This is a genomic window from Caulobacter sp. GW456-12-1-14-TSB4, assembly GCF_059424195.1.
In genome coordinates this window covers 33185-53261 of the sequence record NZ_JBWKZF010000003.1, presented here as the reverse complement: position 1 = coordinate 53261, position 20077 = coordinate 33185, and the positions used below count along the sequence as shown (strand labels likewise).

The 20077-nt window shown below is 68.0% G+C and carries 16 protein-coding genes and 1 pseudogene; 8 read left to right on the top strand and 9 right to left on the bottom strand.

Translation table 11 applies throughout. The features are described from left to right. The first annotated feature begins 7 nt into the window (after nt 1-7). The gene (locus tag AC07YH_RS03625; protein ID WP_494745647.1) at nt 8-508 is read left to right on the top strand and encodes a PadR family transcriptional regulator; all 501 of its coding nucleotides are present in this window, start codon (nt 8-10) and stop codon (nt 506-508) included. Between the two features lie 9 nt (nt 509-517). Here the strand turns inward: AC07YH_RS03625 and AC07YH_RS03620 are convergent. Both AC07YH_RS03620 and AC07YH_RS03615 read right to left on the bottom strand, forming a co-directional pair. Beyond that, nucleotides 518-2671 (bottom strand): annotated as a pseudogene (locus tag AC07YH_RS03620) (acylase); the annotation flags it as partial. 83 nt (nt 2672-2754) lie between these two features. Then, on the bottom strand, nt 2755-3285 hold the full coding sequence (locus AC07YH_RS03615; RefSeq protein ID WP_494745646.1) for a 3D domain-containing protein: 531 nt from the start codon (nt 3283-3285) through the stop codon (nt 2755-2757). 343 nt (nt 3286-3628) lie between these two features. Here AC07YH_RS03615 and AC07YH_RS03610 point away from each other — a divergent pair, with 343 nt between their 5' ends. Then, nucleotides 3629-4657, top strand: a complete 1029-nt coding sequence (locus AC07YH_RS03610) for a phospholipase C/P1 nuclease family protein (protein WP_494745645.1) — start codon at nt 3629-3631, stop codon at nt 4655-4657. A 3-nt stretch (nt 4658-4660) separates the two neighbouring features. Beyond that, the gene (locus AC07YH_RS03605; protein ID WP_494745644.1) at nt 4661-5107 is read left to right on the top strand and encodes an NUDIX domain-containing protein; all 447 of its coding nucleotides are present in this window, start codon (nt 4661-4663) and stop codon (nt 5105-5107) included. Nucleotide 5108: 1 nt separating this feature from the next. Here the strand turns inward: AC07YH_RS03605 and AC07YH_RS03600 are convergent, their stop codons facing one another. Further along, on the bottom strand, nt 5109-5435 hold the full coding sequence (locus tag AC07YH_RS03600; protein WP_494745643.1) for a UrcA family protein: 327 nt from the start codon (nt 5433-5435) through the stop codon (nt 5109-5111). A 573-nt stretch (nt 5436-6008) separates the two neighbouring features. Between AC07YH_RS03600 and AC07YH_RS03595 the strand changes: the two genes are divergently transcribed. Further along, nucleotides 6009-6197, top strand: a complete 189-nt coding sequence (locus AC07YH_RS03595; protein ID WP_494745642.1) for a hypothetical protein — start codon at nt 6009-6011, stop codon at nt 6195-6197. Nucleotides 6198-6211: 14 nt separating this feature from the next. On the opposite strand, the gene AC07YH_RS03590 is transcribed toward AC07YH_RS03595, so the two are convergent. The 5 genes from AC07YH_RS03590 to pepN form a co-directional block, all read right to left on the bottom strand. Further along, entirely contained in the window at nt 6212-6400 is a 189-nt protein-coding gene (locus tag AC07YH_RS03590; RefSeq protein ID WP_494745641.1) for a hypothetical protein, read from the bottom strand. After that, the gene (locus AC07YH_RS03585) at nt 6397-7581 is read right to left on the bottom strand and encodes a PepSY-associated TM helix domain-containing protein (protein ID WP_494745640.1); all 1185 of its coding nucleotides are present in this window, start codon (nt 7579-7581) and stop codon (nt 6397-6399) included. Before AC07YH_RS03585 ends, AC07YH_RS03590 begins: the two co-directional genes overlap by 4 nt. Further along, a complete protein-coding gene (locus AC07YH_RS03580; protein WP_494745639.1) occupies nt 7491-9656 on the bottom strand; it encodes a TonB-dependent receptor in 2166 nt (721 codons plus the stop codon). Before AC07YH_RS03580 ends, AC07YH_RS03585 begins: the two co-directional genes overlap by 91 nt. A gap of 111 nt (nt 9657-9767) precedes the next feature. Continuing rightward, nucleotides 9768-12308, bottom strand: a complete 2541-nt coding sequence (gene pleC, locus AC07YH_RS03575; RefSeq protein WP_494745638.1) for a cell cycle histidine kinase PleC — start codon at nt 12306-12308, stop codon at nt 9768-9770. 151 nt (nt 12309-12459) lie between these two features. Next, the gene (gene pepN / locus AC07YH_RS03570; RefSeq protein WP_494745637.1) at nt 12460-15054 is read right to left on the bottom strand and encodes an aminopeptidase N; all 2595 of its coding nucleotides are present in this window, start codon (nt 15052-15054) and stop codon (nt 12460-12462) included. A gap of 105 nt (nt 15055-15159) precedes the next feature. On the opposite strand from pepN, the gene AC07YH_RS03565 reads away from it, so the two are divergent. After that, the gene (locus tag AC07YH_RS03565; RefSeq protein ID WP_494745636.1) at nt 15160-16068 is read left to right on the top strand and encodes a CPBP family intramembrane glutamic endopeptidase; all 909 of its coding nucleotides are present in this window, start codon (nt 15160-15162) and stop codon (nt 16066-16068) included. Nucleotides 16069-16171: 103 nt separating this feature from the next. Further along, nucleotides 16172-16822 (top strand): OmpW/AlkL family protein, encoded by a 651-nt coding sequence (locus tag AC07YH_RS03560; protein WP_494745635.1) that lies wholly within the window; start codon nt 16172-16174, stop codon nt 16820-16822. Here AC07YH_RS03560 and AC07YH_RS03555 read toward each other — a convergent pair whose 3' ends face one another. Continuing rightward, nucleotides 16823-17374, bottom strand: a complete 552-nt coding sequence (locus tag AC07YH_RS03555; protein ID WP_494745634.1) for a hypothetical protein — start codon at nt 17372-17374, stop codon at nt 16823-16825. Nucleotides 17375-17517: 143 nt separating this feature from the next. Here AC07YH_RS03555 and AC07YH_RS03550 point away from each other — a divergent pair, with 143 nt between their 5' ends. Beyond that, nucleotides 17518-18633 carry an acyl-CoA dehydrogenase family protein gene (locus AC07YH_RS03550; RefSeq protein WP_494745633.1) on the top strand — a complete coding sequence of 372 codons (1116 nt, stop codon included), beginning with the start codon at nt 17518-17520 and terminating at the stop codon, nt 18631-18633. Between the two features lie 14 nt (nt 18634-18647). Next, nucleotides 18648-19871 carry an acyl-CoA dehydrogenase family protein gene (locus AC07YH_RS03545; protein WP_494745632.1) on the top strand — a complete coding sequence of 408 codons (1224 nt, stop codon included), beginning with the start codon at nt 18648-18650 and terminating at the stop codon, nt 19869-19871. The last annotated feature ends 206 nt before the right edge of the window (nt 19872-20077 follow it).

The following is a 20077-nucleotide window of genomic DNA, read 5'->3' as shown; positions in this document are numbered from 1 at the left end:
AGATGCAATGCTGACCGAGCTGGAGGGCGCCGTGCTGTCCGAAATCCGCGATCGCGGCCGCAAGACCGCGTTCCAGGTGCGCAGCGCCTTCAAGAGCTCGCCGTCGGTCGAGTGGAGCGGCAGCGCCGGCTCGGTCTATCCGGCCATCAAGCGGCTGGAGACGGCGGGGCTGATCGCGTCCGAGCCGCTGCCGGGCGGGCGTCAGGCCATGGCGTTGAAGGTTACCGAGGCGGGGGAGGCGGCGCTGGACGCCTGGGCCTGCGACCCACAGCGCGCGGCGGGCGTGGGGCTGGACCCATTCCGCCTGCGGTCGGGGATTTGGCTGCGGCTCGACCCTGAGGCCCGGCGAACGGCGTTGGACGGCGTCGCCGAGGCGATCCGGGCCAGCATCGCCGCCCACGAACGTGATGTCGCGGCCGCCGATCCGATCGAGCGGCCGCGCATGATGCTGGCCTTACGGCTCCAGCGTCTGCGGCTCGACTGGATCGAGGAGACGCTGAAGGCTTAGGGCTACTGGCCCCGGCGTGTAGGTCTTCACCGCGTGGGCCTTCACGTCTTCTGGATAGAAGTAGACGTCGCGCAGGTTGCCCAGGCTGTAGCGCAGGGCTTGGTCGTTGAAGTGCGGGGAGGCCGGATCGCCGCTCTCGCCGCCGGCCGAGACGGCGCGGGCGCGGACCTTGTCGCCGAACTCGACGACGGCCACGAAGCTGTTGCCCAGCGTGCCGTAGTACTTCTTGGTCTCCGGCCAGCGCTTGGCCCCAAACGAGGCCAGCGACCCCCACTGGGCCGAGGTGAAGGCCACCGGGATGCTGGGCTTGCTGTCATCGAAGGTCTGGACGATCGACCCGTCATTGCGCTGGAAGCGGTTGATCTCACCCCAGGGCGTCTTCCACGAGCCGAAGTCGGCGGTCAGGCGATCCGAAGCCTCCGCCAGGGCGGCCAGCTTGTCGGCGGGCGAGAGCTTGTCGGCCATGTAGTCGTAGGGGCTGATCCCCGCCGCCTTGGCCGCCGGCGCGGCCTTGGCCCACATCGCCTCGCCCCAGAACACGGCCAGCGACGTCTCGGTCGAGCGCGCCGACCACTTGCAGTCCCAGGCCTTCAGCGCCGCGACCTGCTCGGCGAGCTTGGGATCGGGCGCGGCGTCATAGGCCGCGACCAAGGTCGGGACCAGCCGCGCGAAGGCGGTCAGGTACGGGTCGTAAGCGGCCGTGATCAGGCCGCCCAAGGTGAAGTCCTTGCGGTCCTTCAGCACCAGCGGCGCATGCAGCCCGCGCGGGTTCTCGCCGGCCTGGTCCATATATTTGGGGAAGTCGGCCTTCTTGGGGCTGTAGTCGCCGGCCGCGCCATAGGGCCAGTTGTTGCTGTTGAACACCCAGCCGTTCTTCGGGTTCAGCACGTGTGGGGCCTTATCCAGCGGCGTCAGACCCTTCCAGTCGGTGGCGGGGTCGGAGCCATCGACCGGCTTGGTGTAGTCGAAGCGGTCGTCGCGCACGGGGATGAACTGCGGGTGCAGATAGGCGATCTGGCCCTTGCTGTCGGCGAACAGGGTGTTGTTCGAGGAATTGGCCTTCAGCTCGGCCACCTTCATGAAGCTGGCGTAGTCGGTGGCTTTGGTGCGCAGGAACGACTGCTCCAGCGCCGCCATCGGCTTGTTCATCAGGGCGATGCTGATCCACTTGCCATCGGCCTCGCGGACGATGGGGCCGTGGTGGGTCTTGAAGACGGTGAACTTCTTTTCGGCCATCGTCCCGTCGGCGGCGCGGTAGGGGACGGCGATCACCTCGCTCTTCAGCGGGCGCAGTTCGGTCCCGTACTTGTAGAAGCGCTGGCCGTCCTTCTCGACGATGGTCTCGGCGAACTCGTCGACGACGTCGACGCCGCTGGAGGTGTGCATCCAGCCGGCCTTGGCGTTGAAGCCCTGATAGATGAAGAACTGGCCCCAGGTCGTCGCGCCATAGGCGTTGAGGCCCTGGTCGGACGCCACCTGCATCTCCGAGCGGAAGAAGAAGCTGGTGTGTGGATTGATCAGCAGCAGGGCGTGGCCGGCCAGGGTGTTCTGCGGGGCGATGGCGACGCCGTTCGAACCCTTGGGCTCCTTGAACAGCAGGCCCTTCTCGTCGGCGGTCATGGCCAGCTGGCGTTGGCCGTAGAAGGCCTCCAACTGGGTCAGGGCCACGCGCTCGATGTCGCCGCCGATGCTGCCTTCCGAGAAGCTGAGCGCCATCCAGGGCTCGAAGTGGGCGATGACCTTCGGCTTCACGTCCGGATGGGTCGCCAGGTAGAAGTTCAGGCCGTCGGCCCACGCGCCCATCAGCGCCTTCAGCCAGGCGGGGCTCTTGGCGTAGTCGGCCTTCAGCACGACGGGATCGATGAACAGTTTCTGGCGCAGGTCAGCCCAGATCGCCTTCTCACCCTCGGCCTCGGCGGTCCGGCCCAGGGCGGTGATGAAGTTGGTCTCGACGCGATTGAAGTCGTCCTCGGCCTGGGCGTAGGCCATGCCGAACACCGCGTCGGCGTCGGTCTTGCCGTGGATGTGGGCGATGCCCCAGTCGTCGCGGATGATCTGGACTTTGGCGGCCCGGGTCTTCAGGCGGGAGAGGTCGTCAGCTTGGGCCGGCGTCGTGGCCAACACGGCGGCCAGGGCCAGCAGGCTGATGGACAGATTGCGCATGATGGTCCCCGAACTCCCCGTGAGGGCGGGAACTCAAGCCGAGTCCGGGAAACAATTCCAGTGCGGACAGAGGTCCGAGGCCGCTATTGCGGCGGGCAGCCCTTGAATTCGCCGACCTTGCTGACCGACAGGCTGGAGAGATCGACGCCGCCCAGGGCGCGCATCGAGCTGGCGCCGAAGCCGCTGAAGAGGTCCAGCTTCAGGCCCTTGATCGCGCCGCCGATGTCGGAAGCGTACCAGTAGCCGTCGTGGGTGGTGCCGTCGGGCATCGGCAGGCCGACGGTCTCCTTGATGAAGAGGACGGTGCGGCGCGGGATCACCTTGGGATCGACCGCGACGGTGCGCATGGCCGCGACCTTGCAGCCCAGGGAGTCGAACGCGCGGATGCCCTTGGCGCCGGCGTGGTACATCGTGGCCCGCATGGTGAACTCGACCGAGCCGGGCAGGCCGCCGCCCAGGGCGGTGGTGATCAGGTCGCCCAGCGGATCGACGCGCGCGGCCGAAGCCGGGGCGGACTCCGCAGGAGCGGCATTAGCCGTATTCGGGGCGAGGGCGGGAATGGCGAGTGCGGAGATGACCGCGGTGGCCAAAATTCCGGCGAGTTGGCGTCGCATCGAGGGGGACCTCTTATCGGCGTTGTCTGTCGGTTGGCGGCTTGGATATTCCGATCACGGACCCGTGACAACCCTGGGAGTCGATAAGCCGACGGCCACTTTCCCTCCCCAGGCGAGAAAACGGCGTGGATTCAGACGCTTGAAACGGGGCCGTAAGGGCGCACTTTTTTCGCCGCTCGAAGCGTCACAGGTGGAACCCAAGGGTTTGGCGCGACTCGCTTTTCGGTTCCCGAGCTCGAAATACGGCCGCAACACTGGGCGTCTTTCGTCCCGGCGCGCGCGACGCTGGCGGACATCGCCTCGGCGCCTTAAACCGCTTAGCCTGATCTTCGGAGCCTATCCCTTGCGCCTGTCGTCCAGCCTGAAAGTCCTTCTCCTCGCCGCCGTTGTGTCGGCGCCGGCCGCCGAGGCCCTGGCGTGGGGCGCCTCGGGCCACCGCACCGTGGGCGTCGTCGGCGCGCAGAGCTTCCCGGCCGACGTGCCGGCCTTCCTGCGCACCCCGACGGCCATCGCCGCGATCGGCGAATACGCCCGCGAGCCGGATCGCTGGAAGGGCTCGGGCAAGATTCACGACACCGACCGCGACGCCGCCCACTTCCTGGACATCGACGACCAGGGCCGCATGTACGGCGGCCCGATGTTCACCGTGGCGACCCTGCCGCCGACCCGCGCCGACTACGAGAAGGCCCTGCAGGCCGCCGGCGTCGACAGCTGGAAGGCCGGCTACCTGCCGTACGCGATCATCGACGGCTACCAGCAGCTGGTGAAGGACTTCACCTATTGGCGCGTGCTGACGGCCGCGCTGAAGGTCGAGAAGGACAAGACTCGTCTGGCCTACTACAAGGCCGACCTCGTCCGCCGCCAGGAGCTGCTGGTCCGCGACCTGGGCGTCTGGGCCCACTATGTCGGCGACGGCAGCCAGCCGCTGCACCTGTCGGTGCACTACAACGGCTGGGGCGACTATCCCAACCCCAACGGCTACACGAACTCGCGCTCGACCCACGGGTCGTTCGAAGGCCCGCTGGCCAAGGCCGTGGGCGACGAGAAGTCGGTCAAGGCGCTGGTGCCGACCTACAAGGCCTGCGACTGCTCGATCGAGACCCGCGTGGTCGGCTATCTGACCGACACCTGGAAGCAGACCGAGCCGCTGTACCAGCTGGAAAAGGCCGGCGGCATGGTCGAGACCGACCAACGCGCCAAGGACTTCGTTCGCGCCCGTATCGCGGCTGGCGCGTCGGCCCTGCGCGACCTGGTGACCGACGCCTGGCGTGAAAGCGCCAGCGGCAAGATCGGCTATCGTCCGGAGATCAGCGTCGATGACGTGAAGTCCGGCAAGGCCGATCCGTGGAACGACCTGTACGGCAAGGACTAAGGGATGCTGGCTTTCGGCGCGCCCGTCGCGGGCAAGAGCTACAAGGACCGCGCCGCCGCCTTCGGCATCGCCGAGAACAGCCTGGGCCAGATCGCGCTGGCCCAGGTCACCAAGCCCGGCAAGGCTCCTTATTTCGACCTGCCGGGCGGGGCGGTGGACGGCGATGAAACCGAACAGCAGGCGGTGGTCCGCGAGTTCGGCGAGGAGACCGGCCTCGTCGTCGCGGCCAAGGCCCTGGTCGAGACGGTCTCGCAGCTGTTCCTGAAGTCCGACGGCCAGCCGGTGCGGAACTTCGGCGGTATCTATGTTGTCCAGGTCATCGGCGAGCAGCCGGGCCTGAAGGTCGAGGACGACCACAAGCTGGTCTGGCTGGACCCACGCGACGCGGTGGTCGCCCTTCGCCACGACGCCCATGCCTGGGCGGTCGCGGCGTGGCTGCGTCGAGGCTAGCTTAAGCGCCGGCGCGCTTGGCCATCCGCAGCTGGTCGGCTTGCTGCTTGGTCAGAGCGTGGCGGACGTCTTGGTGGAAGTCGATCTCGCAGGCCTTGGCCGACAGGCCGGTCAGGCCCTGGGCGTCGCAGGCGCGGGCGCCGGCCATGTGGGCGCGGCGGGCGAACTCGCGGGCGTCGGTCGGGTTCGACAGGGTCAGGTCGCCGACCTGGATGCGAGCGATCGGAACGGGCGCCTCGGCGGCGTGGGCGGCGCTCAGGCCGATGATCGGGGTGGCGGCCAGGACCAGGGTGGCGACGGCGGCGATGCGGTTGACGAGCTTGCTCATGATCTTTGTCCCTCTATTCGTGTGGCCGCCACATGGTGGTCAGTGGGGCGGTCCGTTGAATGAAGGTGTAGTCGTCGGCCGCGCCGAATACCCGTTACGACTGCTTCATGACCTCGATTTAAGTCTATGAAACGAAAGTAATATTTCAGGAGGCCCCGGCTTGCGGCGCTGCAGTGAGTCAGCTGCACGGCGTAGAGATTGTCCTGCCCGCCGATGAACCTTCACCACATGTTCTCGGGATATCCCGTGATCGGGTTTCGAGGGCGCAGGAACATCCAGATCGAAACCGGATAACCTTCCTCCTGGCCGCTGAGGAGCTTGCGGGATTCGCCGCCGGGACAGGCGCGCGCCCAACCCGTGCGGTTGTGGCTGAAACACCTAGAAGAACGGAGCGTCAGGTGAAACGGGAGGGTTCTTCGGCAGGGCGCGGAGCAATCGGGGGAGCACTGGTCGCCGGCGCCCTGCTGGTCGGCTTTCCCACCGTGCTGAAGCTGTTTCCCTTGCACCTGGTGTCTCCCGAAATGGCCAGGCTCGCGCCCGATCCCAGCAATGGATCGGGCCCGGGCTGGGGGCGTGGTCTACGGCGGGCTCCTGATCGTTTGCCCTCCGCTCGCCAAGCTAATGCCCGGTCATCTGCTGACGATGGGCCTGGCGCTGACGCTGATGTTCGTTGGGCCGGTTGCTGTGGCTTTCGGAGCGCTGGCGGGGGCGATCATCTTCGCGCTGATCGCGCCGGTGAGCGACGGGACGTCTTCGAGCTAGCCCCTAGGCGATATCTACCGCCTACGTACGGTCAGCGCCCAGATCGTAGCGGCGACCGACGCGGCCAGGGTCACCGCTCCGACGATGTCCCAGACCCCATCGCCCAGCAGGGCGGCGACCAGGCCGAACAGGCTGAGCGCGGCGATGACGATGGGCGCGCGGAACACCTGCCACAGCGTGAAGTGATGACCGCTCTTCTTCATTTCGCGGGCTTCCGCTTGGCCAGCCACAGATAGAGGCCCGAGCCCAGGATCACGATGGTGGCGAGGTCCAGCAGGCCCCACAGTATCTTCAGCGCCAGGCCGCCGTAGTCGCCAAAGTGCAGCGGTTGCGACAGCGACAGGGTCTTCACGTACCACGGCGTCTGGGCGACGGCGGCCAGCTGCCCCGTGCGGGCGTCGATCAGAGCCGGGGTGGTCAGGTGCGCGGTCACCGGCGTGTCGCCGTGGAAAAACACCGCGTAGTGGTGGTCGGTCGAGTATGTCGAGCCGGGGAAGGCCACGAACTGCAGCTGCATGCCGGGCAGGGCGATCTTGGCCCGGTCGACGGCGGCCTGCAGCGAGCTGCGCTGGTTGGCGGGCGCGGGCTTGTCGTAGGCCCGCGTCAGCTCCTTCAGCGCCGTGTTCTTCCAGTAGTCGATGATCGGCGTGGCCAGGGTGTTGACGACGCCCGTGGTCCCGACCACCAGCACCCAGGCCAGGGTCACCGCGCCCAGCAGGTTGTGGTAGTCCAGCCAGCGTGTCCGGGCCTGCTTGCTGGCCCGCACCGTGCCGAACGGCAGCCGGCGCATGAACGGCGCGTACAGCACCACGCCCGAGACCAGGGCCACGATCAGCAGCAGGCCCATGGCGCCCAGGAACAGCATCCCTGGCAGGCCCAGGAACATGTCGGTGTGCAGCTGGAGCAGGAACTCCATGACCGGGTGGCCAGCCACCGAGGGCGCAGGCTCACCACTGGTCTGGTCGATGGGCTGGAAGCTGTAGGACCCCGCCTTGTCGCCCGGCTTGATGCTGGTGACGTTCACCACCGGCCGGTCCTCGTCGAAGCTCATGAAGGCCGGAACCTCGCCCGGCTTGCGGGCGAGGGCGGCGTCCAGCACCTGGTCGAGGTTCAACTTCGGGCCGCCCGGATGGGCGGGCTGCCAGGCCTGCTGCATCAGGACGTGCTCGATCTCGTGCTTGAACACGAGCGGCAGGCCGGTGACGCACAGCATCAGCAGGAAAGCGGTCGAGACCAGGCTCGACCACTTGTGCGCCCACGACCAGGCCCGGAGCGTGGACGCCTTCATCCGCCCTAGAAGTCCGTGGTGAGCGAGACGCGCAGGGTGCGCGGGGCGCCCAGCGTCAGGTAGTTGGCGTTCGGATAGCCGCCGACCGCGACCCACTGGTCCTTGTTGCCCAGGTTCTCGACGCGGGCGCGGACGGTCATGGCCTTGCCGCCGGCCTCGAAAGCGTAGCGGACGCCGGCGTCGAAGCGGGTGAACGAGGCCAGATCCACCGTGTTGGTCCCATTGGCCGGCTGCGCGCCCGTGTGGGTTATGCGGCCTTCGACGGTCAGGCCCTCGACGGCCTTGACGTCCCACTCGACGTTCACATTGGCCTGGAAGTCCGGCACGCCGATCGGCGACTTGCCTTCCAGCGTGGCGTCCAGGGCCTTGTTGACTTTGGCGTCCAGCCAGGTGGCGCCGCCCAGGACGCGCAGGCCCTCGGCCGGCTGGCCGTAGACGGTCAGCTCGACGCCCTTGTTCTCCTGCTCGCCGCCCGAGGTGTACTGGCGCGTACTGGCCACGAAGAACTCGTTGGGCTGCTTGACGCGGAACAGCGAGACCGTGCCGCCGAAGGTCCCGGCGTCGTACTTGGCGCCGATCTCGGCCTGCTTGCCGCGGAACGGGGCCAGGATGTCGCCGGCATTGGCCACGGCGACGCCATTGACCTGGGCCGGGGCGACCTTACCGGGAACCAGGCTCTCGGCATAGTTGGCGTACAGCGAGACCTGGCCGGTGGGCTTGAACACCGCGGCGAAAGCCGGGGTGGTGGCGTCGCCGTCATAGGCGGCGTTGCGGGCGCCGGTGTTGTAGTCGTACGAGCGCGTCGAGACGTCCTGATAACGCAGGCCGGCGGTCAGCAGCAGCTTGTCTTCCAGCAACGACACGGTGTCGGCGACGGCGACGCTGCGGTTCTTGGCGCGCTCGGTGACGTTCGGGTCCGACTTGCTGCCGCCGACGAAGAAGTTCGGGTTCGGGGCGGCGACATTGACCGGGTTGTAGAGGTCGCTGGCGAAGCCGGCGAAGTTGGAGAAGGCGTAGGCGTTCTTCGACTTCAGGCTGACCGAGGCGACCGAGGCGACCAGGCTGTGGCCGATCGAACCGGTGGTGAACTTGCCGCGCAGACCGGCGTCGGCCGAGACCACCTCATCCTTGCGGACATTGTCGAAGCGGTAGGCGCTGATCACGCCGTTCGGCTGGGCCGTCGGGTTGGCCAGGACGTTGTCTTCCTTGCCCTTGCGGCCGCCGATGGCCGCCCAGGCGCTGACCGCGTCGGTCAGGTCGAACTCACCGCGCGCCGCGCCGAACAGCTGGCGCTCGTCGGTATAGGTCCAGGGCTGGGCGAAGTTGCCGCCGGCGTCCGGGGCCTTGGGGATCGCGCCAGTCGGGGTGACGGTCGGGCGCGGGGCGTCGATGTGGTGGTCCTGGAAGCCGATGTCGGCCGAGAAGCGGGCGCGGTCGCCGCGACGGTCCAAACCGAGGCCCACGACCTTCAGATTGCGCTTCTCGTTGTCGACGGCCGTCTCGCCGTCACGCAGGGACAGGTTCAGGCGCGCGCCATAGGCGTTGTTCTCGCCGAACCGGCGCGACACGTCGGCCGAGCCGTAGAACTGCGAACCGCCGTCCCAGCCGGCCGTGAAGCGGGTGAGGGGGGCGCTGCCCGCGCGCTTGGGCATCAGGTTGAAGGCGCCGCCGACGCCGCTGCCGCCCGGGGCCGCGCCGTTCAGGAAGGCGTTGGCGCCGCGGAACACGTCCACGCGCTCGACCAGCTCGGCGGCCACAAACTGCCGGGGCAGCACGCCGTACAGGCCGTTATAGGTCATGTCGTCGGAGTACACGGGGAAGCCGCGCACGACGTACAGCTCCTGGAAGTTGCCGAAGCCTTTGGAGACGCGGACGGTCGGGTCGTTCTGCAGGACGTCGGCGATGCTGCGAGCCTGCTGGTTGCGGACCAGCTCTTCCGTGTAGCTGGTGATCGCGAACGGGGTGTCCATGGTGTCCAGCGCGCCCAGCAGGCCGACGCGGGCGCCGGCCGCGACCTGGCCGCCGGAATAGACGGGCGGCAGGCGCACCTGCGAGCCGGTGATCACCACCTCGTCAACCTTCGTCTCGTCCGTCTGCTGAGCAAAGGCGGGGGCCGCCAGAACCGAGCCGAGGAGGGCGGACGACAGGAGGAGGGCGAGGCGACGGGACATGATGGATCCTGATATTGCGAGTGCGTCGCAGTATCTACTATCGCTCACGCTGACAATAGCGATATCCCCGCCACGAGCACGGCGGCCGTCGGTTGTCGCGGGGTGTTGCGCTTAGGCCGCCACGAAGTCGCGGACGGCTTTGTGCTCGCTCTGGCGGACGGGCAGGGTGAAGCTGACCGTGGTGCCTTCGCCGGGCTGGGAGTGCATCTCCAGCTGGCCTTCGTGCATGGTGATCAGCGACTTGGTCAGGGCCAGGCCCAGGCCCGTGCCTTGCGTGGTCTTGGAGAACTGGCTCTCGACCTGCTCGAACGGCTTGGCCAGGCGGGCCAGGTCTTCCTTGGCGATGCCGATGCCGGTGTCGCTCACCGACACCTTGACCATGTCGCCGAACGGATCGCGGCGCAGCTCGGCGCTGATCGTGACGCTGCCGGCGCGCGGGGTGAACTTGATGGCGTTGGACAGCAGGTTCAGCAGCACCTGCTTGACCGCACGATAGTCGGCCTCGATCTCGGGCAGGTGCGGGAACTCGACGTTCAGCTTCAGGCCGGCGGCCTCGGCGCGGTTGCGGACCAGGCGCACGGCGTCCTCGGCCACATCTTCCAGATGCATCGCCTCGAACTTGAGGTTCATCTTGCCGGCTTCGATCTTCGACATGTCGAGGATGTCGTTGATCAGCGCCAGCAGGTGCTGGCCCGACGAGTGGATATCCTGGCTGTAGCCCTTGTAGCGGGCGTCGCCGAGCTGGCCGAACATCTCGTTCATCATGATCTCGGAGAAGCCGTTGATGGCGTTCAGCGGCGTCCGCAGCTCGTGGGACATGTTGGCCAGGAACTCGGACTTGGCCTTGTTGGCGCTCTCGGCCTTGACCTTCTCGGTCTCGTACTTGCGGGCCAGTTCGGCCAGTTGCTCCTGGCTGCGCTCCAGGCCGGTGATGGCGCTCTGCAGCTGCTCCTCGTTGAGGCGGCGAGCTTCTTCCTGGGTCTTGATGGCCGTGATGTCGGCGGCGGTCATCACTAGACCGCCTTCGGCCGTGCGGCGCTCGCTGATCTGGATCCAGCGGCCGTCCATCAGCTCGGCCTCGCGCACGCCCTTGGCGCCGTCCGGCGCGGGCTGGTCGTGCTTGATGGCCAGGGCCGCGAAGCGATTGACCTCGGCGCGGGCGGCGCCGGGCTTGAGCAGCTTGGGCTCCAGCGAGAAGACGCTGCGGTAGTTGCGGTTGCACATCAGCAGCCGGCCCTGGCGGTCCCACAGGACGAAGGCTTCCGACACGCTCTCGATGGCGTCGCGCAGGCGGTTCTCGGCGGCCTGGGCGCGGGCCTGGGCGATGCGCTCCTCGGTGACGTCCAGGGCGACGCCGATGATACGGACATAGCCGTCGGCGCCGGGCTTGCCGAAGCCCTGGCCCCGGGCGTCGATCCACAGCGAGCGCGCGCCGTGCTCGGTGGCCGGCACGCGGAACGAGACGTCGAAGGCGCCGTACATGGCGGCATTCGCCAGCGCCTGGCGCACCCGTTCGCGGTGGTCGATCGAGATCCGTTCCAGCAGGTCCTGGCCCGAGACGACGCCGCCGCCGCCCCAGCCGAACATCGCGCCGGTGACGTCGGACAGATAGACTTGGTCGGCGTTGAGGTCCCACTCCCAGATGCCGCAGCGGGCGGCTTCGACAGCCAGGCGGAAGCGTTGCTCGCTGTCGATGAATTCGCGGTGCACGGCCTCGGCCTTGCGGCTCTGGATCATGAGCAGCAGCGCCAGAAGGATGCCGACGGCCAGCGGGGCCAGCAGGTTGATCGCGCCTTCCATGACCTGGCGGTCGACATTGGCGACGCTGTGGGTCGGCGCGGCGGACAGCACCAGCAGGGCGCCTTCGGCCACGGGACGCACGGCGACATCCAGGGTCGCGCCATCGGCGGCCTGACCGCGCAGGGCGACGGGACCGCCGGCGACATCCTCGGGAGCCAGGGCGAAGGCCTCGCGGAAGGTGGCCGCGCCTTGCGCGCCACGGCCTCGGGCGGCGATCAGCGCGCCGCTGGGCAGGGCCAGGGCGCCGCTATCGCCCTTTTCGGGCTCGTCGATCAGGCGCGTGGCGTCGCCGCTGGCGATGACGAAGGCCCGGGCCTTGTCCAGGGTGGCGGTGGTGGCGACGTAGAGCCGGCCGGTGTCGCCCACGGACCCGGTCCAGGTGGTGCGGCCCGAGGCGGCGGCGGCCTGGGCGGCGGCCTTCCAGTCGGCGCCGTCGTCGCGGCCCGCGACCGAGACGACGCCGGCCGGGCTGACCACGGCGACGGCCGCGGCCTCGCCGCCGGCGGCGCGCAGGGCGGTTTCGGCGGCGTCCATGGTGGCGGCCGGATCGCGCTTGATCATGTCGGCGGCGGCCGAGAGACCGGCGCGCTGGGCGGCGAGGTTGGCTTCGACGCGGCCGGCGATCAGCCCGGCCTTGGCCGACAGCGGCGCGCCGCCCGGCTGGGCCGAGGCTTCGTTCTGCAGGCGTTTGACGCCGAAGGCGGTATAGACCGCCAGCAGCAGCAGGGCGGCCAGGATGGCGACGCGGATGAACGCCTGCGAGGGCGCCTGGACGGACTTGGCGCGCACGGCCGCGGGCGCGGCCGGTCCGGCAGACGCCGGTCCCCCGTGTCTCGCTAAGCCCCTGTCCAAACCCGTACGACTCCTACTCACGACGGCGAGTCACTTCGCCGAGATCGTGAATCTACCGTACGGGCCGTGACCGCGTCACCGCCCGAAAGACGGATTCGGTGTGTGTGAGCCTATTGGTCGCAATCCCAGGGTGACTCGACTCGTGGAATCCTCAGCCGTTCAGGGCCTTGGTCGCCAGTTCCAGCACGTTCTTGGACAGGTCCGGATGGGCCGCGACGCGTTCCAGCTGCTCGCGCATCCGCTGACCCAGTTCGGGCTTGTAGCGTCGCCAGTTGCACAGCGGCTCGGCCAGGCGCGCCGCCGTCATCGGGTTGAAGCCGTCCACCGCCAGGATCTGATCGGCCAGGAAGCGGTAGCCCGCGCCGCTGGGATCGTGGAACCGCGCCGGGTTGAAGTTGGCGAAGGTCGAGACCAGGGCCCGTAGACGGTTGGGATTGGTGGGCTCGAAATCCGGGTGACGGGTCAGGGCGATGACGCGCTCCAGGGCGTCCTCGTTCGGGTCGCGGCCCTGGATCGAGAACCACTTGTCCAGCACCAGCGGCTCGGCCTTCCAGGCGTAGTGGAAGCTGGCCAGGGTCTTGTCGCGCGCGATCCCGCCGATGGCGACAAGCGGACCGAGGCCGCCGATCCTGTCGGTCATGTTCCGCGCGTTCTCGAAATGATCGACCAGGCGCGTCAGGTTGTCGGCGTGGGAGTCCGCCGCCAGCGCGTCGGCGCAGGCGTTGCGCAGGGCGCGGCGGCCGGCGGCCTGGGCGCTGTCGGAGAATTCGCCGTCGCTCTGCATCTCGCCATGCAGGCGGCGCAGCAGGTCGCCCAGGTGGACGGCGATCCGCGTGCGCAGGGCGTTGCGGGCCGCGTGCAGGGCGGGCGGATCGGCGGGCTCGGACATCAAGGCGAGGTCGGGCTCGGAGGGCAGGGCCAGCAGCAGGGCCTTGAACGCCGGCTCGGCGGCCTCGTCGACCAGGGCGCGGCCCAAGGCGTCGGCGTAGCGTTCCTCGCCAAGCTCGTCAGGCGTCCCGGCGGCGCGGGCCAGGATCAGGTCGCGGGCCAGGGTCTGGCCGGCTTCCCAGCGATTGAAGAGGTCCGGATCAGCGGCGAACAGCACGTAACGATCAGCGGGTCGCGCGTCGGTCGACAGGTTCACCGGGGCCGAGAAGCCGCGCAGGGCCGACAGGACGGGCGCGCTGTCCACGCCCTCCCAGCGAACGGTCAGGGTCTCGGTGTCCAGCAACACCACCTCGGTGTCGCGCAGCACCTCGCCGGTCTCCGACAGCAGGCCGATGGCGATCGGGATCGGCAGGGCTTTCTTGTCCGGCTGGCCCGGCGTCGGGGCGGTCGCTTGGGTGAAGTTGAGGGTCACGGCCTTGGCGACGGCGTCATAGGCCGTCTCGATGGTCACCGACGGCGTGCCGGCCTGCTCGTACCAGTCGAAGAAGGTTGTCAGGTCGCGGCCCGAGGCCTCCGCGAAACAGGCGATGAAGGCCTCGACCGTGGTCGCCTGGCCATCGTGGCGTTCGAAATAGAGGTCGCTGCCCTTCCGGAACGCCGCCGCGCCTACGATGGTCTTGAGCATGCGGATGATCTCCGAGCCCTTCTCGTAGATCGTCGCGGTGTAGAAGTTGTCGATCTTCATGTAGCTGGACGGCCGCACCGGGTGGGCCAGGGGGCCGGCGTCCTCGGCGAACTGGCGCGCGCGCAGGGCTCGGACGTCCTTGATCCGCTGCACGGTCGCCCCGCGCATGTCGGCGCTGAAGCTCTGGTCGCGGAAGACCGTGAAGCCTTCCTTCAGGCACAGCTGGAACCAGTCGCGGCAGGTGATGCGGTTGCCGGTCCAGTTGTGGAAGTACTCGTGGGCCACGACCGCCTCGATGCGCTCGTAGTCGAAGTCGGTGGCGGTCTGCGGATCGGCCAGCAGCAGGGAGCTGTTGAAGATGTTCAGCCCCTTGTTCTCCATGGCCCCGAAGTTGAAGTCGCGCACGGCGACGATCATGAAGAGGTCGAGGTCGTACTCGCGGCCGAACGCGTCTTCGTCCCACTTCATCGCCCGCTTGAGACTGTCCAGCGCGTAAGCTGCGCGCGAGGCCTGGCCGGGATCGACGAACACCCGCAGCGCCACTTCGCGGCCGCTCATGGTGACGAACTTGTCGACCAGCACGTCCAGGTGGCCGGCGACCAGGGCGAACAGGTAGCTGGGCTTGGGGAAGGGGTCCTGCCATTCGGCGAAGAACCGGTTGTCCGCCAGGGCGCCGGAGTCGATCAGATTACCGTTGCTCAGCAGGTGGGTGAACTTGCGGTCGGCCTCGATCCGCACGCTGTAGCGGGACAGCACGTCCGGCCGGTCGGGGAAGTAGGTGATGGTGCGGAAACCCTCGGCCTCGCACTGGGTGCAGAAGCGGCCGCCAGACATATAGAGGCCCATCAACGCCTTGTTGGCCGACGGATCGATCTCGACCTCGGTGCTTAGGACGAACTGGTCCGGGACGTCGTGCAGGGTCAGGTGTTCGGCGTCGGCCGTGTACTGGTTGGCGCTCAGCGCCTGACCGTCGATGGCGATCGACAGCAGCTTCAGTCGCTCGCCGTTCAGCACCAGGGCCTCGCCCTTGGCGCCGGTCCGCCGCACCGAAAGCTGGGCCTTCACCCGCGTCTGCGACGGATGCAGCTCGAAGAACAGTCGCGTCGTCTCGATCTCGAACGGGAACGGGCGGTAATCCGCCAGGCGGACGGCTTGGGGCGTATCGGTGCGCATGCCTCTAACCTAGTCGTCCGGGACGACCTCCGCGAGAGGACCTTGACGGCCAAGCCCGAATTAATGGTCAGTGCCCGCTCGAAACGAGCGGGAGGGGGCTGCGCGATGACGGGTGAGATCGTGGACGATCAGACGGGCCTGGAAGTCGGCCGCAAGCGGTTCCTGCATCCCGGGCCGCTGCGCTGGCTGCGGTCGCTGGGCTGGATGCTGCTGCTCTTCATCGTCTTCACGCTGATCTATGCCGGCGCGCAGTTCACGGGCGGTCCACTGGTCAAGGGCTCGGGCCATCCGCTGGCGATGCTGGAGGTGCTGGCCATCTGCTGCGCGGGCTTTGGCCTCTACGCCGTCCTCGTCTGGCTGGCCGAAGGGCGCTGGCCCGAGGAGCTGACCCTGCGCCAGGCGCCCGCGGACCTGGCCATCGGCCTGGCCATCGGCGCGCTGATGCTGAGCGCGGCGGTCGGCGGCCTCTACGTCTTGGGCGTCTACGACATCAGCGGCCCGCGCCCATCCTCGGCCTGGGGCACGATCACCATGGCGATCGAGTCCGGCTTCATGGAGGAGCTGCTGGTGCGGGCCATCATCCTGCGCCTGTTGATGCGGGCCTTCGGGATCTGGCCGGCGCTGATCGCGCAGGCGGTCCTGTTCGGCGCGCTGCACCTGGCCAACCCCAACGCCAGCTTCACCGCCGCGGCGGCCATCGCCGTCGAGGCGGGCCTGATGCTGGCCGGCTTCTACCTGCTGACCGGCCGCCTGTGGATGTCGGTCGGCGTCCATGCGGCCTGGAACTTCACGCAAGGCTGGGTGTGGGGCGCGTCGGTCTCGGGCATTCCGGTCACCGAGAGCTGGCTGGTCAGCAAGCCCAAGCCGGGCGCGTCGGAGCTGCTGAGCGGCGGCGCCTTCGGTCCCGAGGCCTCGCTGCCGGCCATGGTCGTCGGCACGCTGGTGGCCATCGTCGTGCTGCGCATGGCCTGGAAGAAGGGTAATTTCAAAGCCCGGCCCGACGCGGCTACGTAATAACCGCAAAGTTTTTATGGTCTTTTCTTGAGCCGGCTCAACGAAGCCGGCCGGACGCGGGCGCACACCCCTTTCGACACAACGAGGTCGAAAGGGGATACTGATGACCACCAAGCTTTTCCTGGCTCTGACGCTCGCCGCCGGCCTAGGCGCGACCTCGGCGATGGCCGCCGAACCCGTCACGCCCAAGGCCAAGGGCGATATCGTCCTGAACGTCCGGCTGACCGATATCGCGCCGGACGCGGGCAATCCGATCCTGACCGCCGCCGGCGCGGCCACGGGCCTGAAGGCCGACGTCAAGGACGACATCAAGCCGACGATCGGCCTCAGCTACTTCCTCACCGACAAGCTGGCGCTCGAGGTGATCGCGGGCACGACCCAGCATACGGTCAAGGCCGTGGGGGCGGGCACGGACGTGGCGGCGCACAAGACCTGGGTCCTGCCGCCGGTCGTCTCGCTGCAATATCACCCGCTGCCCGGCGCGCGCTTCAGCCCCTATGTCGGAGCGGGCCTGAACTACATGCTGTTCTACAGCGGCAAGGACAAGAACGGCTTCACGGTCGATCTGGACAACGGCTTCGGCTATGCTCTGCAGGCTGGCGCGGACATCCCGATCAACGCCGCCTACAGCCTGAACCTGGACGTCAAGAAGGTGTGGTTCGACACCGACGCCAAGATCAACGGCGGCGCGCTGAAGTCGAAGGTCAAGCTGGACCCGCTGGTGGTCTCTGTCGGCTTCGGCCGGCGGTTCTAGCTATTCGGTAGCCGGTCCGGCGGCGGGCGCTTCCTGCAGGTAGCGCTCGATCGCCACGATCTTCTGGGCCAGGCCCGTGAGGGCGGGCGGCGCGTCTTCGGGATTGTCGGAGACCAGGGTCAGCAGCTCGCGGGCGATGGCGTGCAAGCGAGGGGCGCTGGCGATCAGGCGGGCCTGGTATTCCATCTTGTGCGGGTCGCGGTCGTACTCGGCCCCCGGCGTGCGCCAGCCGCCCCAGTCCTGGGCGTCGGTGACCACCACCGGATAGGTGCCGGGGTAAGGGTGGTGCGTGCAGTCGCCTTCCTGCTGCCACTTGTTGCGGGCCCGCAGGACGCGCCAGTTGCTGCCGACGCCGCCTTCCTGCGGATCGATCTTGTCCTCGGCCTTCAGTTCATGGGCGTGGAACTCGCGGTTCAGGCCGACGTCGTAGGTGACCCGCACCGGTTCGTCGAAGCCCTTGGCCCAGATGGGCACGATCTTCTCGACGCTGGCCCAGCAGCCGACGCTCTCGACCCACACCCGCTGGTTCTTCTGGAAGACGGTCTTGGCCATGCCGTTGAGTAACGTCCGAATGCGCTAACAGGCGCGCATAAGAACCTGAAATTCTTGACGCCGGGTCAATCTTTCCCTTCGCGTGAACGTCGTTCAGTGTGCCTGTCGAGACCCGCCGCAGAGCGTGGTCCAGGGAGGTTGCAGTGGATTTCGACTATTCCGACGACCAGAAGTTCCTGAAGGACGAGGCGCGCAAGTTCCTCGCCGCCCATTGCGACGTGGCCGTCGTGCGCGGCGTGCTGGACAACGCCGACCGCTCGTTCGACGAGACGCTCTGGAAGAGCGTGGCCGAGCAGGGCTGGCTGGGGGCCTCGATCCCCGAGGAGCACGGAGGCCTGGGCCTGGGTCGCATCGAGCTGTGCGCCATCGCCGAGGAACTGGGGCGCGCCGTCGCGCCGATCCCGTTCGCCTCCACCGTCTATTGCCTGGCCGAGGGCATCCTGGCGCATGGGACCGAGGGCCAGAAGGCCGCGATCCTGCCGCGTATCGCCGCCGGTGAGTTGATCGGCTGCCTGGCGACCTCCGAAGGTCCGGGCGTGGTCGGTCCTAATACGCTGACCTGCCGGGTCGAGGGCGGCAAGCTTTCGGGGACCAAGATCCCGGTCACGGACGGCGACGTCGCGGGCGCCGCCTTGGTGCTGGCCAGCGAAGGCGGTCGTCCGGGCCTGTTCCTGGTCGACCTGAAGCAGGCCAGCGTCTGCCGCGAGACGCTGAAGAGCCTGGATCCCACGCGCGGCGTGGCCAAGCTCTCCTTCGACGGCGCGGTCGCCGAGCGGGTGGGGGAGGCCGGCGCCGGCTTCGACATCGTCCAGGCGATCCTGGACCGCGCCGCCGTGCTGCTGGCCTTCGAACAGCTGGGCGGCGCCGATCGTTGCCTGGAGATGGCCAAGGAGTATGCCCTGGGCCGCTACGCCTTCGGTCGCGTCATCGCCGGCTATCAGGCGATCAAGCACAAGCTGGCCGACATGTACGTCAAGAACGAGGTCGCCCGCTCCAACGCCTATTACGGCGCCTGGGCTCTGAACGACGACGCGCCTGAGCTGCCGATCGCGGCCTCGGCCGCCCGCATCGCCGCTTCGGAAGCCTTCTGGTTCGCCAGCAAGGAGAACATCCAGGTCCACGGCGGCATGGGCTTCACCTGGGACGTCGACTGCCACCTCTACTACCGCCGCTCGCGGCAACTCAGCCTGGTCGCCGGCGCGCCCAAGGTCTGGAAGGAACGGCTGGTCAGCCAGCTCGAACAGAAGAACGCGGCGTAAGGGACGGAACGGACATGGATTTCAACGATTCCCCCGAAGAAGCCGCCTACCGCGAAAAGGCCCGTGTCTGGCTGGCCGAGAACGCCGCCGCGCACCGCGCCAAGTTCGGTGAGCTGAAGCCCAACACGCCCGAGCATATGGCCGCGGCCAAGGACTGGCAGGCGACCAAGGCCGCCGCCGGCTATGCCTGCATCACTTGGCCCGCGGCCATCGGCGGGGGCGGCGGTACGCCGATCCAGTCGGTGATCTTCGGCCAGGAAGAGGGCAAGGCGGGCCTGGGCTACGGCTACTTCACGATCGGCCTGGGCATGTGCGTGCCCACGGTCATGGCCTTCGCCGACGGCGAGACCAAGAAGCGCTTCGTCTCTCCCGCCGTGAAGGGCGAGGAGATTTGGTGCCAGCTCTTCTCCGAACCGGCCGGGGGCTCGGATGTCGCCGCGCTGCGCACGCGCGCCATCAAGGACGGCGACGCGTGGGTGATCAACGGCCAGAAGGTCTGGACCACCGGCGCCCACTATTGCGACTACGGCATCCTCTTGACCCGGACCGACCCCGATGTGCCCAAGCACAAGGGCCTGACCATGTTCTGGATCGACATGCGCGACGCCGCCGTCGAGTGCCGGCCGATCCATCAGATGTCGGGCGGCCGCGAATTCAACGAGGTCTATTTCACCGACCTGCGGGTCAAGGACAGCCAGCGCCTGGGCGAGGTCGGCGACGGCTGGAAGGTGGCCCTGGTCACCCTGATGAACGAGCGCCTGGCGGTCGGCGGTTCGGCCGGTCCGAACTATCGCGAGGTCATGAAGCTGGCCCGCGACCTGACCGGCCCCACCGGTCCGGCGATCAAGGACCAGGCCTTCCGCGAGAAGCTGGCCGATTGGTACGTCCAGTCCGAGGGGCTGAAGTTCACCCGCTTCCGCACCATGACCGCCCTGTCGCGCGGCCAGACCCCGGGGCCGGAAAGCTCGATCGGCAAGATCATCTCGGCCAACCAGCTGCAGGAGATGGCCAATACCGCCGTCGAGATGGAGGACCAGTACGGCATCCTCTCGGACCCGGAGATCACCCCGGCCGAGGCGGCGTTCCAGCAGAGCCTGATGTGGGCCCCGGGCCTGCGGATCGCTGGCGGCACCGACGAAATCCTCAAGAACATCATCGCCGAACGCGTGCTGGGTCTGCCCGGCGACGTGCGCGTCGACAAGGATGTGGCCTTCAAGGACATGCCGACAGGACGCTGACTTTCGTCGAATCTTCGTCTTGCGTCGCTAAACTGAAGCCGACAGCTGATTAGCTTAGCTGCCGGCTTCTCGACGTTCTCAAAGATGTTCCGTGTCCGGTGAAGTGGCGCGAAATTCAGGGAACTCGCCTACCGGGCGAGCCCTGTCTGTCGTGACAAAGTCTTCATTGCCGGATGGGTTGCGCTGAGCTTGACAGCTCACACTCC

Coding starts and splice junctions, on each gene's coding strand:
- AC07YH_RS03580 (WP_494745639.1), bottom strand. CDS start 9,656: ATGTCCCGTCGCCTCGCCCTCCTCCTGTCGTCCGCCCTCCTCGGCTCG.
- AC07YH_RS03565 (WP_494745636.1), top strand. CDS start 15,160: ATGACGGGTGAGATCGTGGACGATCAGACGGGCCTGGAAGTCGGCCGC.
- AC07YH_RS03625 (WP_494745647.1), top strand. CDS start 8: ATGCTGACCGAGCTGGAGGGCGCCGTGCTGTCCGAAATCCGCGATCGC.
- AC07YH_RS03555 (WP_494745634.1), bottom strand. CDS start 17,374: ATGGCCAAGACCGTCTTCCAGAAGAACCAGCGGGTGTGGGTCGAGAGC.
- AC07YH_RS03615 (WP_494745646.1), bottom strand. CDS start 3,285: ATGCGACGCCAACTCGCCGGAATTTTGGCCACCGCGGTCATCTCCGCA.
- AC07YH_RS03600 (WP_494745643.1), bottom strand. CDS start 5,435: ATGAGCAAGCTCGTCAACCGCATCGCCGCCGTCGCCACCCTGGTCCTG.
- AC07YH_RS03545 (WP_494745632.1), top strand. CDS start 18,648: ATGGATTTCAACGATTCCCCCGAAGAAGCCGCCTACCGCGAAAAGGCC.
- AC07YH_RS03590 (WP_494745641.1), bottom strand. CDS start 6,400: ATGAAGAAGAGCGGTCATCACTTCACGCTGTGGCAGGTGTTCCGCGCG.
- AC07YH_RS03560 (WP_494745635.1), top strand. CDS start 16,172: ATGACCACCAAGCTTTTCCTGGCTCTGACGCTCGCCGCCGGCCTAGGC.
- AC07YH_RS03605 (WP_494745644.1), top strand. CDS start 4,661: ATGCTGGCTTTCGGCGCGCCCGTCGCGGGCAAGAGCTACAAGGACCGC.
- pepN (WP_494745637.1), bottom strand. CDS start 15,054: ATGCGCACCGATACGCCCCAAGCCGTCCGCCTGGCGGATTACCGCCCG.